Consider the following 13,960-nt stretch of genomic DNA (forward strand, 5'->3'; position numbering starts at 1 on the left):
CCCGCCCACGCGCTTCAGGTCACGTTCGCGGACTGCACCTTCACGTTCGACCTGGTGCCGGCCTTCGAGGACGGCGACACCGAGGAGGGCGTGTTTATAGCCGACCCTGACCTCGACCGGTGGGAGTGGTCGAACACCGGCACCCTGCGGCGGGTGATCCGTGAACGCAACCTGGCCACCGTCGGCTGCCTTCGTGCGCCAGGTCCGGATGGGCAAGTCGTTCAGGACCAACCAGCCAACGCTGGAGAAACTGTCTGGCCTGGTCATCGAGTCCCTGTGGTACGCCGCGATCACGACGAAGATGTCCCAGGCCGCCACGGTCACCGCGCTCGACCATGCGGCCGAGGCGGTCATGGGCAAGGTGTACGACCCGACCGGCGTGGACGACCTGGCCAAGGACTGGACACCGAGCGCGGGCAGCATCACCTCCACCGGCCGGGCCGTGACCTCGCAGCGCGGTGCGCAGACCAACCGGCCGGCGAGGTCATGGCGTACCCGGTGACGGCGGTCCTGCAGGATCCCGCAGCGGCGGCCGGCCACCTCCTGCGCCACGCCGACGTGTTCGGCGTCGCGCAGGCAGCCGGCCACACCACCGCGCTCGGCGGGGCTCGCCTCGAGCTGACCCTGCTGTCGCTTCCCGCGTTAGCAGCCGACGGCTACCCGGTCGAGCGGATCCGGCTGGTCATCCTGCCGCCCGGCGACCAGGTGTACGCCTACCCGCGCTCTGGCAGCGACCCGTCCCTTCAAGCACCGCAACCTGTAGCTCGGGGATCTCTGCCTGCAGTACGACCGCGACGATCCCGCACTGCGGTGGCTTCCCAAAGACGGACTGGAGCCTCTGGTCACGCTCGTGCATCGGCATCTGATCTTCGAGGAGGCGTGGCGGCGCAGCGGCGAATGGCCGTGCGAGGATGCCCCCACGGCGATGACCGGCAGCCTCCACACCGGATCGCCACGACCGCGATGCGGAAGGAGATCGGCCGGTGGTCACGGACCTAACGACGCTCGCGCAGGCCGTGGATTCCGCCGCCGCCCAGCCGCCCACCATCACCATCGCCCTGGCCGTCCTCGGCTCCAGCGTGGTCGCCGGCCTGATCAGCGTCATCCTCGGCAACACCCGGGCGAATGCCACGGCACGCCGAGAACGCTACGCCCAAGCCGTGCGCACCCTCGTCGCCTGGGCCGAATACCCCTACCGCATCCGCCGCCGGACCAGCGACGACGCGGCCACCCTCACCGCCCTCGCCGACCGCGGCCACACTCTGCAGGAACAACTCGCCGAATCCCGCGCGTGGATCGCCGCCGAGAGCCGCGCCATGAGCGAGGTCTTCGACGCCTGCCTCGCCGACATCAACCCCCTGGTCGGACCCGCTTGCGCGATCGCCTGGCAGCAGCCACCCATCACCAAGAGTGCCGAGATGCTGCTCGGCAACTTCGGCCCTCGCGGAATCAACGCCATCGTCGCGCGGATGGAGTGCGCGATCATCTACCGCTTCGGACTGCGCCGCCTGATGTGGCGCCGCTGGGTATTGCGCAGGCTCCGACACTGGGCCTGCCTGCCCGAGACATCTTCCAACACTGTCGAGTAGGTCGCGACGAGGCGTCGTCGGGCCGGGTGGTGACAACTGGCCGTCCCGTTACTTTTTTGGGGCTCTAGACATCATCACCACCACGACCGCTGCCGTTCGGCGACGTTGCTGTCGACACCTATCCGCCTGAGCCAGGATGGACCTTCGTTACCCAAGCCACCCATCGGCTGCACGCTGTTGATCAACACGCCGGCCTGCGACGCCTCGCCGACAAGCTAGTTAACATTTGCAGCAACTTGGCATACTGTTCCCACAACAGCCACTTGCAGACGTGTCCACCATATGCGGGGTAAGCGTGCTCTCTTCCATCGAGTCGCTATCGCGACCTGCGTTCCCAAGAGAACAGGCCGTCCTCATCGTAGCCGACAACAGAGAAGCCGCCAGCGAACTCCGCGATGCATTTTCTCAGGCGGGCATGGGAGAGGTGACGACGGCCACCTTCGCTCAAGCAAGCGAAACGATCGACTGGGCCTCCATTACCCTTGCCTTGATGCTCCCCGCAATCTCAAAGGAGAGCTATTTCCTTATTTCTAGGATCCGCAAGAGTTGGCTAGCATCAAGCATTCCCGTGATTGTTGTAGCTGGACACGAGGGCAGTACTGAAGTCGTCGAGAACTTAAAGATGGGATTCGACGTCGCCATCCCCGCGCCAGCCGATCCCAACGTAGTCATCGAGTACGCAAAATCTTTGCTTCGCCGCCGCGCGATACTCGTCGAACAGTCGCCGCTGACCGAGATGCCAGGAGCCTCGGTCTTTCGATCGGTCGTCGAAAACCACGTAGCTCTACGGCGGGCTATCGCGGTCTGCCGAGTTGACATTGATCGGCTAAAATCGGTCGTTGACAAGTACGGCTTCGCTCGGGGCAGCGCCATAATCTCGGCGTTGGCGGAGGCTCTCGAGACGTCGGCATCGAAGACGCGTCCGCGACCGTTCGTCGCCCACGTAGGCGGCGACGACTTCCTCGTCCTGTGTCAGCCGCGCCTCGTACGGGCAATCACAACCAGAGTTACCGTGCTCTTTGAGCGAGCGGCGGACAAAATCTACGACCCTGACGACGTGCACCGCGGCTACGTCGAGCTTCTGAGTAGAAGGCAAGAGATGGTTCGCGCAGCTCTAGTCACCCTTTCGTCCGGTGTCGTCGTCACAACCCAGCGTCGAAAAATCAGTTATGAGGACTTGCTGCAGAAAGCAAACGAGATGCTAGTCGTTGCCAAGTCCCAGCCAGGATCCTATGTGGCTCTAACACGATATCCAGGATAAGGCGGGATCAAGAGGGATGGCGTTTAGCCTGCCCTTACGAGCGCCGCGTTGTTACCCGTGGACTTGACCCATGCGTCCGGCATGCGTCCAAAGCTGGCCGTCGGCGAGCGACCGAATCGCGCTCGGTGCTGGGCAAGCACCACACACTCCGCCACCTTGCGTTCCCTGACGGCCCCGGCGATCTCCGCGATGGAGAACTCGAAACTGGCGTCGCCAACGGTGTGCATGACCTTATCGTCGTCCAGGACGACGATCTCATCTGCGACGGCGCGAGGCTGCCCATCCGATCGCCGCGTAAACCTCGGCGAGTCGGTTGACTGGCAACAAGCGTCGTCCCAAGTTTCGGTGTATCCATCGAAGAGTTCCCCGGGATCGGGCAATGTATCGGCAAAGATCCCCTCGGTCTTCGTGACTTTGGAGAGTGCGGCCGATCATCTGGCGCACCTCTTCGACACGGGCCCGGAGCGGTTGCCGCGCCGGCACTCCGACTCCCACGAAGCCACGCGGGCTTGTCGCACACTCTGTGCGACAAGCCCGCCGCAGCCCAGATACCTTTACGCTCTACACTCCCTGAAAAAGGAGTCGATTCGGCGCAACATAACAAGGAGATCTTCCATTGAAGCCCGAATATCGCGATGATCGATCATCGAATTGGATCAAGAGTAGTCGCAGCACATTGACCCAAGAGTGTATCGAGGTGACTAGAAGCCGAGACCATCACCTGGTCAGGGATTCAAAAGACCCCGGGGGTCCAATTCTTACCTTCCGCCATTCATCTTGGAGGGTGTTTATTTCTAGCGTCCGTACTGGTTTCTACGAAACACGGACACGCATGCTCCGGGAAGCTCGGCCGCAGGTGGCTTCCTCATCAGTTTCGGTTGACCATCAGTCAGTAGCGAAGCACCCTCCGCTGATCGGCGGGAGCGCAGGGATCTCCGAAGTGGTGGACGAACCCGATTTCCTGCCGCAACTGGTGATTCACAGGCACCTTTGGGCGTCAAAGTCTGCCGAAAACCCGTCGCCCTGCTGGCTGTAGTAGGACTCCAATGGCCATCCCTGCCGCTACGCCAACAATGAGCATATGGCGGGAGCTACGCGATGATCGTCGTTCTGGACTTGAAACGGCAACCGCAACTCCTTGACCCCCAGAGGCTTCCGCAGCACCCCGGACAGCATTTTGGCACTCCTCGGAGAGGATTGTATGGAACCGCTTTCGTCGGCGGGAGCTAAGATATGAGCCACCGTTAACCTTCCACCATTCGCGAGCTATCCCTGACTCGAAAAGGCGTCTCGCCACAGTATGTAGGGTATTCTCGTTCATCTCGCCGAGATCCCACACCATTGCCCAGTGGCCGACAAATAGATTCGCATAGACCTTCAGTACCGCATCGGGATCGCCAGTCGCGGCTGATCCATCAACGTAGAGGAACTGAGGATTTTCGAGTGCCAACTTTACGATGTCAAACTGCCTTTGTCGAATCAGGTGAACTTGACTGATTCTATTTAGATTGTTTTGAATTAGCAAGGATATTGAAACACTAACGAGGGCAAGGCCGGAAAGTATGGCCGACGTGCCCCCGTATGCCTGACCGATATTCGAGAGGTCACTCCATTGGACCGAGAGGTCCGCCATCCAGGTCATCGCCACGGGAGAAAGTGCAATTAGGCCCATCGAAGCTATCGCAGCCAGTGAGATGAACGCCTTCCGGCGCCATGATGCCCAGGTCTGAAAGCTCGACATACCACTCTCCGATAGTTTCGCACTCGGCTACCCTCACCGCCAGCATGGGCTGGCCGCGCAAGTACGTCGATGCAAGAGATTTCCGCAGTCGTTTTGCCTGCATACCGATCGCGACGGTGATGTCGCAGCTGACCGGGCTGCCGACCGTCTTCGCCCGTAAGCAGGCCAAGGAGTACGGCACCGGCAGGGCGGCCGAAGGTGGGCCCGTGGACCGCCGACGCGTCGTGGGGTCGAGGACGTGGTGATCACCGCCGGGGCGTTACTGGCGTCGTGCCGGCAGCTGCGGGCCAGTGGCGCCAGGGTTGACTCGGTGGTCTGCGCCATCGACGCGAGCAGGGTGGACGGGAGAATCCTGCGGCCGAAGCGCTACGGTTACGCGCGGCCCTCACCCGCCGCGATCTGGAGTCGTCCCTGCCGGCGTGTCAGCTGAACCCTCTTACCGGGAGGATCAGCGGGTGACCACGGCACGCCGCATCATCGTCGCGCTCGACTTCGACACCGTTGACGACGCCGAGGCGTTCGTCGACTGCCTGGGGGATGCCGGCCAGTCATAAGAGGTGGGCCTGGAGGTGCTGACCGCCGCCGGCCCGGCCTTTGTGGCCAGGCTGGTCAGCGGAGGCAAGGATGTCTTCCTGGATCTCAAGCTGTTCGAGATCCCGACTTCTGTTACGGGTGCCGTCCGCGCGGCCGGTCGACTCGGCGCAACCATGGTGACCGTGCACGCCATGGGAGGCCCACAATGATGGTGGCCAAGCGGATATAGAGGGTGCGCGGCTGGCGCAAATTAGGGAGATGCTGATTTAGCTTCGGCGGCGACCGATTCGCGAGTTGACGGCAGTGTGTGCCTGGACTCCCATCGGCCCGCCAGCCATGCCAGGTTCCCCCAGTAGCTCTCGACCCGGTACCTATTCCGCATCTCGGCGATGTGCGGGCTCGCTATCTCACGGATCTCCAGAATGGAAGCGCCCCAGTTGTTGACGATGAAAGCCTCGTCCGCCATATTGGCACGAACGAACATGCCCGCCACATCAAAGCCGTTACAACGGACCGTGACTGCTGTCTTCTGCTCCTCGGTCCACTGACTGTAGGGGGCTTCGATAACCGACGGCAGTACCCGGGCGGCGGACCGCATTTCGGGCGAGGTTATCAACTTGACCACCTCCATCGTGCCCTGAACCTGTTGTGAACGGTGTGCCGCCTCGACCTGCCGCCCAGCGTGTCGAGCCTGACGAGCGCCAACCAGCAACGCTAGAGCGACGATTAGGGTGGAAACGACCTGGGAGATGGCGACGACGGTATTCACGCTGCGATTATTGCTTGTATCAGGCCGCAGGTCGAGTCCGTCAACGGTCTCGACTCCGAGCGCCGGTGCACTCAATTCGGCAGATCCGGACGCCGCCGGGTCGCGCAACATGACTGACTGTAGTTGATTGTTGCAGGGCAAGCTCGGCCGCTAGTTTGCAGCCGCACTCGTAGATGCCGATAGCTGCCGTGTAGTTGGTGGAGTACCCGGCTCTGCACTCGAAGCCGTGCGCCGACACCGCTGGGCGGGACGCGGACGAATACGACCGGTCACGAATAGGTGCGTTGCACCAATCCGCGCCGGCTTTACCGGAGCGCACTTGCTGTGGAGTGCCGTCGCCCGTTCGCGTCCTTCGACCGCCGCTCGTGTTCGAGGAGAACGTCGCCGCCCTGCTCCGACGGTAGGTGTCCGCCGTCAGCGGTGGTACTGGACCAGGCAAAACTCGTGGTCCTCCGGATCGGCCATGACGACAACCACGCCGTCGTCGTAGTCGTGCCGTTCGCCGCTGAACCGGCCACCGAGTTTGACGACCAGGGCCATGGCCTCGTCGATCTGGTCGACGGAGATGTCGAGGTGAACCCGCACCTTGCCTGTCCTGGCTTCCGACACCGGCTGGAACACCAGCCGTGGCTGAGGATCACCTCGTTCACCGAGGTAAACCCAGCCTTCCTGCGACGGACCGGGCTCGCGGCCGAGCAGGCCGCTCCAGAATCGGGCTACCCGCTCGGGGTCGAGGCAATCAATCGTCACACCGGACCAGACGTTCACCATGCGCCGATCCTGACGGAACTTCCGCTGCCCGGAGGCCGTGCATTGACCACGCTCGGCCGGGTGCTGCCGATCTGTAGTCGCGGCGGCTGCGATGCACAGTGGCGTCGGCACGTGTCGATGTGGATGCGCGGAGCCCTGGTCATGGCACCGTTGCGTCGAGCCAGTTCTCGATGAGTGGCGTCGCCTCGCCGAGGGTCCTGGTGATGTGATGTGCGGCGGTGAGCTGGGCCGCGGGATGGGTGGTGGTCAGTGCGATCACGGTCATCCGTGCCGCGCGGGCTGCTTCAATGCCGGCCGGGGCGTCCTCGATGACCAGGCAGTGCTGTGGCGAGGTTCGCAGCAGGGCGGCTGCACGGAGGTAGCCTTCCGGGTCTGGTTTTCCGAGGGCGACCTGCGTGCTGTCCACCAGGACCGGGGGGTCAGGAAGGCCGCCTGCTCGCAGTCGTTGCCGCACGGTAGGGGCCCGGCCGGAGGTCACCACACCCCATCGCTGGTTCCGGATGACCTTCAGCACGCTCCGGGCGTCGGGGTACACCGGGAACGCGTCGCCTTCGTCCACCATGAAGTCGCGTACCAGTCGGTATTGGGCTTCGGCGTCGAGGTGTGGAGCGACGACTGCGATGGTGTCGATCGGGCGGCGACCGTGGGTGTGCGCCCAGACGATCGCCGGGTCCAGGCTGTGGTGCAGCGCCCAGCGGTCCCAGATGCGGCGATATGCGGCGTAGGAGTCGACCAGGACGCCGTCGACGTCGAACAGCACGGCAGCACCGCTGTCGGCGTCTCCGCTGAAGCGAGCGAGGGACGTCATGGTCACCCAGTCCCGTCTGTTGTTCGAGTCGTGTGGCGCATCTGGTCGATGACGTTCACGGCCTGCGCTGTGAGTTCCTGGATGAGTTGGGCTGCCGGTCGGACCTCCCGGACGAGTTCGACCGATTGGCCTGCGTAGAGAGCCATGTCCGCCAGGTCACCGGTCATACCGGGTAGGGGCATCAGATCCTCGTACCGGTAATGGGCTTGGCCCGCGCTGTCGAGAGCTACGACTTGGCCTTCGCCGGGGCGGCCTGGCGCGGTAGGCGAACCGGCTAGTTCCCACCGTTGCAGGGTCGGGTTCCGCAATGCGCGGTGAGGGGCGTGGGGCCATCCGCCATCGAAACAGTGGGTGTGGACGGTGTCCTCGGCGGTGGCGGTGACGAGGTGTTGCCGGTACAGCTGGTGGGTGAAAGCTTCAGTGGCCGCCAGGAAACGCGTGCCCAGCCACGCGCCCTGTGCGCCCAGGGCCGGAACAGCGGCGAGGCCGCGGCCGTCGCTGATGCCGCCGGCGGCCATGACCGGAATCGGGCCCACCGCGTCGACAACGGCCGGCACCAGAACCATGGTGGCGGTCGTGCCGCGAACATGGCCGCCAGCCTCCCAGCCCTGCGCCACGATGATGTCGACGCCGCAGCTAGCGGCGTGCACGGCCTCCCTGACGCTGCCGATGGTGTGCATATGCAGCGCACCGGCATCACGGATCCGGTGGCTGACCGGCTTTGGATCACCCCAGAACGTGGAGATGACCGGTACGCCCTCGTCCAAGCACACCGCCAGCTTGTCAGCAATGGGAAAGTCGATTACCAGATTCACCCCGAACGGTCGCGAAGTCCGCTGCCGCACGTGGCGGATGTCGAGGCGCGCGCGCTCGGGACTCTGCCAGGTCGACGCCAGCATGCCTAGCCCACCGGCTTCGGCCACCGCCGCAGCCAGTTCGGGCGCTGCCGCGGAGCCGATCGGCGCCTGCACCACCGGCACGTCGATACCCAGCCGCTCGCACAAGGCGTTCCGCAATATGGACGTCACGTGTGCCCGACCCCCTGCGCTTCGAAAACCGAATCACTGGCGAGGAGGTACTGTATCGAAAAAAGAAGCACCAGGAGAAGTGGGGCGAGGCTATGGCAGCGCCGAGGCCGGGAAGCCCGGTTCGCGGATCGAACACTGGGCGCCCCTTGATGGCGGCACTCGACCTCTTCGGACGTCGATGGAGTCTGCGCATCGTCTGGGAGCTACAGCGCGGCGCACTCGGCTTCCGCGCACTGCAGCAACACTGCGACAACATGTCGTCCAGCGTCCTGCGGCAGAGGCTGACCGAGCTGTCAGAGGCACGCATCGTCAAGCAGGAACCGGATGCCACCTACGCCCTCACCCAGCTCGGAGAGGGCGCCTACCGAGCCCTGCGCCCCCTCGTCCGGTGGTCGGAGGAGTGGGCTCGCGCCCTCGCCGACGACGACCCGGCTACCACTGCGGAAACCCCGACGTGACTGGGAGTGTCGGCAACGACGTGACGATCGTCGACGCCTGCACCCGCCGCCGCCAAGGTGGCAGCCCTACCGCCGTGCTGATCGATGACATCACGCTCAGCGACAGCGCTCGGCGCGCGATCGTCCGGCGCGCTGGCACCTCGCACGCGGCGTTCGTCGACACCGACGCGGGAGCCACGCCCACGGTGCGGTTCTTCACCGCACACGGTGAGCTCACCAACTGCGGGCACGGCACGATCGCCGCCCAGGCCGTCCTGTTGCACCGTCGCCGGATCAAGGAACATCGCTCTCGCCAGCGGACCGGTGGCCGCACCTTCGACACAACCGCGATCCAGCGCGACGACGGCATCGAGGTCTGGTTCGACCAGGGCCCGGTGGAGATTCAGGGCTGCTCTGCCGCAGAACGAGACAGCATCCTCGCCACCCTTGGCATCAGACCCAACGACATGGCCACCGAGGACATCCCGTGTGTCGCCTCACCGGGAACACCACGCCTGCTCGTACCGGTCAGAACGCTGCCGACCCTGCTCTCGATACGGCCTGACCTCCGTCGACTCGCAGCCGAATGCCGCCGTCTCGGCTATCTCGGCTGCTTCGTCTACACGCTCTCCCCGACCCGCAACGCAGCGACCGCGCGGATGTTCGCGCCGGCGATCGGAGTCGCCGAGGACGTCGTCAACGCCAACAGCACAGGATGCCTCGCCGCGCACCTGTTCGCGACCCAGGGCCGCAACAGCATCGAAGTCGAGCAAGGGCACACTGCAGGCCGCCCCTCGTCGGTCTTCGCCACCGCCACCGCCACCGCGGAAGGCATTTCCGTCTGGGTCGGCGGAATTGCCAGGGTCCGATCCAGTCCCACCAGATGATCTCTACCGACTCCACCCAGCGCTCGGTGTTCTGCCGGGCCTGGCAGCCACTTCGTTGCGATCCTTGACGCGAAGTCGTCCAAGACGTGTTGGTCGGTCGTGGTCCATGCGGGAAGCTGGGTAAGCCACTGTTCTGCTTGGGGTACCTGTCAGAGTGGTTCATGCCCTTGAGCGCGTACCACCTCAGAACCTCGGTCGCCGTGTCCGACATTCAGAAGGCAGTGGCCTTCTACGAAGGCGCGCTGGGCCTTCGGGCGTTGCGGTCCGGCCCCAGCGCCACCATCGCCGACGGCAGCCGCGTCTACGGCTCCGGTGGTGGGCCTGCGTTGAACGTGTACCAGTCGGTCACTGCTGGGAAGACCCCGGCGACGCTGGCGACGTGGTACGTCGACGACATCGACCAGATTGTCGATGAGCTCTCCTCGTCCGGCGTCGAGTTCGTTCGCTACGAGCAGCTTGAGCACGACGTCATGGGGATCACCGCGCGGGCCGGAGGTGGACGTATCGCGTGGTTCCAGGACCCGGACGGCAACACCTTCGCTCTCGAAGCCGACGTGTGACCTCCTGGCTCCCGTTACCCCGCAATCGTGTGGACTGCGGCCTCTGAGCGGGTGGACTTCGACTCTGTTTCCACAGGGCAACTATTGCCTCATAGCAAGATCTTCCCTGTCGATGTGCCCACTGTCCGATGTGTTCACCATCTTGATTACGAGCGGGGGGTACCCACCTTCCACTGTGGTTGCTGCCAGTCTCGGCTGGCATTCACTGAGTGACCATGGGGGGATTAGTGAGAAAGCTTTCCTGGGGTGGCGTCGTGTTGCTCGCCGCGTCGACCGTCCTCGCCGCGCCGGTGGCCGCACCGGCCGCTGCCAAACCGGTCCCGGGTCCGGGCCGGACCAAGGCCGTCGCACCCGCCCAGCCCGGCTCGCCGGCGTCCGGCGACACGATCGCGCTGGGCCCGAGTCGGGGCACCGTCGCGCTGCTGGCTGGCCCGGTCTCGACACCGAAGGGCACCGGGCCTGAGCGGAACGCCACGTTCACCTCGTTCGATCTGACCGACCGGGTCAAGCTGCAGGTCAATGCCGGCTCGGGCAATCTGCTGTTCCGGACCACCGACCTGGTGCTGCCCGGCATCAAGGACAACCTGGTGCTCGGCGCCGCCTACAACAGCCTGCTGGTCGGCGGCGACATCGAGATCGGCGCGTTCGGCCGCGGCTGGCTGTCCCGCTCCGGTGCCGACATCAAGCTGATCAAGGCGGACGACAACTCGCTGACCTACGTCGCGGCGGACGGTGTGGTTGGGCGGTTCACCGTCAACGGCAACGGCTACAACACGCCGAACCAGTTCAAGGGCACAATGGCCAAGGACGGCGACGGCTGGAAGTTCACCGAGAACGAGGGCGGCCGCGAGCTCTACTTCACCTCGGCCGGCCTGCTCGATCGTACCGAGGACCGCGACAACAACGTCACCGACTACACCTACACCGCGGCCGGCTCGCTGACCAAGGTGGTGTCCGACCGCGGCTCTACTGGCGCGAAGACGGTCACCGTCACCTATGCCAACGGGCGGATCAGCCGGTTCCAGCAGTCGATCGACGCGAGCAACGCGCGCGAGGTGCGGTACCAGTACAACAACAAGAGCAACCTGACGGCTATCGTGCCGTCGAGCGGGCACGCGGTGCGGTTCACCTACGACTCGTCGCAGCGGGTGAAGAAGATCGTCACCGGCTTCGACTCGGAGCCGGGCACCGAGACCCGCATCGACTACGACAGCCAGCACCGGGTCGCTGCGGTGACCAGGGTGCTGCAGAACGAATCGGCCGACAACCCCGACGGACGGCTGTCGGTCACCCGGTGGGCCTACACGTCGTCGACCGAGACGCAGTTGGCCGACGCCAACACCGACCTCACCAAACCGGTGCCCAGCGTCCCGCGCACCACATACACGATCAACGACGAGAAGCGCGTCACCAAGGCGGTGGACCCGGCGGGCAAGGAGCGCTCGAAGGAGTACACCCAATACAACGACGTGAAGAGCTCGACCGACGGCATGGGCAAGACGACGACCAGCTCGTACGGTGCCAACAGCGGCCAGTCGCTGACCGCGACCAGTTCGCCGACCGGTGCCGGCGCGTCCGCCAGCTATGGCAACGCGGCCACGCCGAGCAACCCGACCGGCAATTTCCAGCCGTCGTCGACGACGGACGCGCAGAAGAACCAGACCACATACACCTACAACGGCGCGGGCAACCAAACCTCGGCGAAGGACGCCGAGGCCGCGCAGGCCGACGTCGACTACAACAGCGACGGCACGGTCAAGACCAGCACCGACCCGACCAACAAGAGCAGCAACAACGCGACCAGGTACACGTACTACGGCGACAAGCAGCTGCAGACGATCACGCCGCCGACCGGCAACAGCCTCGGCGCGCGCGACTTCACCTACGACGCGTTCGGGCGGATCCGCACCCAGACTGACGGCGCGGGCAACACGCAGACTCTGGAGTACGACTCCGACGACCGCACCGTGAAGATTTCCTACTCCGACGGCCGCTCGCCGGTGGAGTTCCAGTACGACGGCGCGGGCAACACCACCTACCGCTCGGACGCGGAGTCGGACGAGACGTTCGTCTACGACCGGATGAACCGGCTGATCCAGCGTGGCGACGAATACTCGCCGGTGCAGTACACCTACGACCCGGTCGGCAATCTGACCAGGTTGCATGGTGACTGGCGCGGTGACACCGACTACACCTACGACAACCGCAACCTGCTCACCAAGATGGTGGTTGACGACGACACCGAGTACACGTTCAGCTACGACGACGAGGGCCGGCGCACCGACTCCAAGATGGCGGGCATCTGGAGTGCCCCCGACACCGTCGCGGCGACCCACAACACCTACGACGACTCGGGCCGGCTCACCCGGACCACCTCCAAGCGCTGGCAGAAGGTGAACAACGCCGACCAGGAGACGGTGGTCTACGACGTCTCCTACTGCTACGCCAAGCGGGTCGGCACCGCCTCCTGTTCCACCGCGAAGACCGATGACACCGGCTTGCGCCAGTGGGAGACCCAGCACCACCGCGGCGGCACGGTGCAGGTCTACACGTACGACAAGGCCAACCGCCTGACCAAGGCCACCGACACGGCCAGCGGCACCTACGACTACGCGTACGACAGCAACGGCAACCGCACCAGCGTCAAGACCAACGGCACTGAGACACAGAAGCTGACCTACAACTCGGCCAACCAGATCAACACGAGCGGATACACCTACGACGGCGCGGGCAACCAGCTCAATGGCTCGGGCATGAAGAGCGCCGTCTACAACGCCGCCGGCCAGACCGCCGAGAACACCCAGGGCCCGAAGGAGTTCTCGCTCAGCTACCTCGGCCCCGACCAGATGCAGCTGGACTCGGCCGTGGACTACAACGACGAGGAGAACGGCGACTACTACTACGAGTGGGGCCGCGACGACCAGCACAGCGTGCCGATGGTCGAGGACTACCAGGTGCCCAGCTACGACCACCACTTCCTCGAGCGGGACGCTGACGGCACGCTCATCGGCCTGCGCGTCAACACCAAGAAGGATGACGCCTGGTCGAGCTACTTCGCGGTACTCGACGGGCTCGGCTCGGTGGTCGCCATGATCTCCGAAGACGGCTCACTGGCAGGCACCTACACCTACGACCCGTGGGGCCGCACCACGGCCACCGTCGCCAACGAGCCGTTCATCAACGAGCTGGCGGTTGGTTACGCCAGCGGCCTCAAGGTGGGCTCGCTGATCAAGTTCGGCAAGCGCTGGTACGACCCGGCGACCGGCCGGTTCACCCAGCAGGACAGCCTCAACCGGATCGGCGACCCGGCGCACGGCAACCGATACGCATACGCCGGTGACAACCCGACCAACAACCTCGATCCGACCGGCATGAGCGCACTGGGCGATTTCATGGGCCACGTGGACGGTTTCATGGGGTTCGGCGCGGTCGTCGGAACCATCGGGGGCTGCGCTCTGGGTGCGCTCGCCTTTGGTGTCGGTTGCCTGGCCGGCGCCGAGGTCGGCGCCATGATCGGCGGCGTCATCGGGCTCGGTGTAGGGATGATCGACTACGGACTCAACGAGGTGTGACTC

15 protein-coding genes are annotated in these 13,960 nt (G+C 64.7%); 10 read left to right on the forward strand and 5 right to left on the reverse strand.

Annotated features, from left to right (window positions below):
- The first annotated feature begins 160 nt into the window (after positions 1-160).
- The 4 genes from AB0B98_RS23820 (at position 161) to AB0B98_RS23835 (ending at position 3,886) form a co-directional block, all read left to right on the forward strand.
- Entirely contained in the window at positions 161-502 is a 342-nt protein-coding gene (locus tag AB0B98_RS23820) for a hypothetical protein (protein WP_357365377.1), read from the forward strand.
- 481 nt (positions 503-983) lie between these two features.
- On the forward strand, positions 984-1,589 hold the full coding sequence (locus AB0B98_RS23825; protein ID WP_357365379.1) for a hypothetical protein: 606 nt from the start codon (positions 984-986) through the stop codon (positions 1,587-1,589).
- Between the two features lie 295 nt (positions 1,590-1,884).
- Positions 1,885-2,850 (forward strand): diguanylate cyclase, encoded by a 966-nt coding sequence (locus tag AB0B98_RS23830; protein ID WP_357365381.1) that lies wholly within the window; start codon positions 1,885-1,887, stop codon positions 2,848-2,850.
- Between the two features lie 616 nt (positions 2,851-3,466).
- Positions 3,467-3,886 carry a DUF397 domain-containing protein gene (locus AB0B98_RS23835; RefSeq protein ID WP_357365383.1) on the forward strand — a complete coding sequence of 140 codons (420 nt, stop codon included), beginning with the start codon at positions 3,467-3,469 and terminating at the stop codon, positions 3,884-3,886.
- Here the strand turns inward: AB0B98_RS23835 and AB0B98_RS23840 are convergent.
- Positions 3,848-4,591, reverse strand: a complete 744-nt coding sequence (locus AB0B98_RS23840) for a DUF6082 family protein (RefSeq protein ID WP_357365385.1) — start codon at positions 4,589-4,591, stop codon at positions 3,848-3,850. The genes AB0B98_RS23835 and AB0B98_RS23840 overlap by 39 nt on opposite strands.
- A 119-nt stretch (positions 4,592-4,710) precedes the next feature.
- Between AB0B98_RS23840 and AB0B98_RS23845 the strand changes: the two genes are divergently transcribed.
- Both AB0B98_RS23845 and AB0B98_RS23850 read left to right on the forward strand, forming a co-directional pair.
- Positions 4,711-4,836, forward strand: a complete 126-nt coding sequence (locus AB0B98_RS23845) for a hypothetical protein (protein WP_357365387.1) — start codon at positions 4,711-4,713, stop codon at positions 4,834-4,836.
- 312 nt (positions 4,837-5,148) lie between these two features.
- Positions 5,149-5,334, forward strand: a complete 186-nt coding sequence (locus tag AB0B98_RS23850) for an orotidine 5'-phosphate decarboxylase / HUMPS family protein (protein ID WP_357365389.1) — start codon at positions 5,149-5,151, stop codon at positions 5,332-5,334.
- Between the two features lie 41 nt (positions 5,335-5,375).
- Here the strand turns inward: AB0B98_RS23850 and AB0B98_RS23855 are convergent, their stop codons facing one another.
- From AB0B98_RS23855 to AB0B98_RS23870, 4 genes are all read right to left on the reverse strand, one after another.
- Positions 5,376-6,005 (reverse strand): hypothetical protein, encoded by a 630-nt coding sequence (locus tag AB0B98_RS23855; protein ID WP_357365391.1) that lies wholly within the window; start codon positions 6,003-6,005, stop codon positions 5,376-5,378.
- A gap of 303 nt (positions 6,006-6,308) precedes the next feature.
- Entirely contained in the window at positions 6,309-6,665 is a 357-nt protein-coding gene (locus AB0B98_RS23860; RefSeq protein ID WP_357365394.1) for a VOC family protein, read from the reverse strand.
- 139 nt (positions 6,666-6,804) lie between these two features.
- Positions 6,805-7,473, reverse strand: a complete 669-nt coding sequence (locus tag AB0B98_RS23865; protein WP_357365445.1) for an HAD-IA family hydrolase — start codon at positions 7,471-7,473, stop codon at positions 6,805-6,807.
- Between the two features lie 2 nt (positions 7,474-7,475).
- The gene (locus AB0B98_RS23870; protein WP_357365396.1) at positions 7,476-8,501 is read right to left on the reverse strand and encodes a nitronate monooxygenase; all 1,026 of its coding nucleotides are present in this window, start codon (positions 8,499-8,501) and stop codon (positions 7,476-7,478) included.
- Positions 8,502-8,650: 149 nt separating this feature from the next.
- On the opposite strand from AB0B98_RS23870, the gene AB0B98_RS23875 reads away from it, so the two are divergent.
- From AB0B98_RS23875 to AB0B98_RS23890, 4 genes are all read left to right on the forward strand, one after another.
- A complete protein-coding gene (locus AB0B98_RS23875) occupies positions 8,651-8,959 on the forward strand; it encodes a helix-turn-helix domain-containing protein (protein ID WP_357286785.1) in 309 nt (102 codons plus the stop codon).
- Between the two features lie 20 nt (positions 8,960-8,979).
- Positions 8,980-9,825, forward strand: a complete 846-nt coding sequence (locus AB0B98_RS23880; protein WP_357365398.1) for a PhzF family phenazine biosynthesis protein — start codon at positions 8,980-8,982, stop codon at positions 9,823-9,825.
- A gap of 200 nt (positions 9,826-10,025) precedes the next feature.
- Positions 10,026-10,385 carry a VOC family protein gene (locus AB0B98_RS23885; protein ID WP_357365400.1) on the forward strand — a complete coding sequence of 120 codons (360 nt, stop codon included), beginning with the start codon at positions 10,026-10,028 and terminating at the stop codon, positions 10,383-10,385.
- 227 nt (positions 10,386-10,612) lie between these two features.
- The gene (locus AB0B98_RS23890; protein ID WP_357365402.1) at positions 10,613-13,957 is read left to right on the forward strand and encodes an RHS repeat-associated core domain-containing protein; all 3,345 of its coding nucleotides are present in this window, start codon (positions 10,613-10,615) and stop codon (positions 13,955-13,957) included.
- Positions 13,958-13,960 lie beyond the last annotated feature (3 nt).

The organism is Micromonospora sp. NPDC048947 (assembly GCF_040649495.1).
GTDB lineage: Bacteria > Actinomycetota > Actinomycetes > Mycobacteriales > Micromonosporaceae > Micromonospora > Micromonospora alfalfae.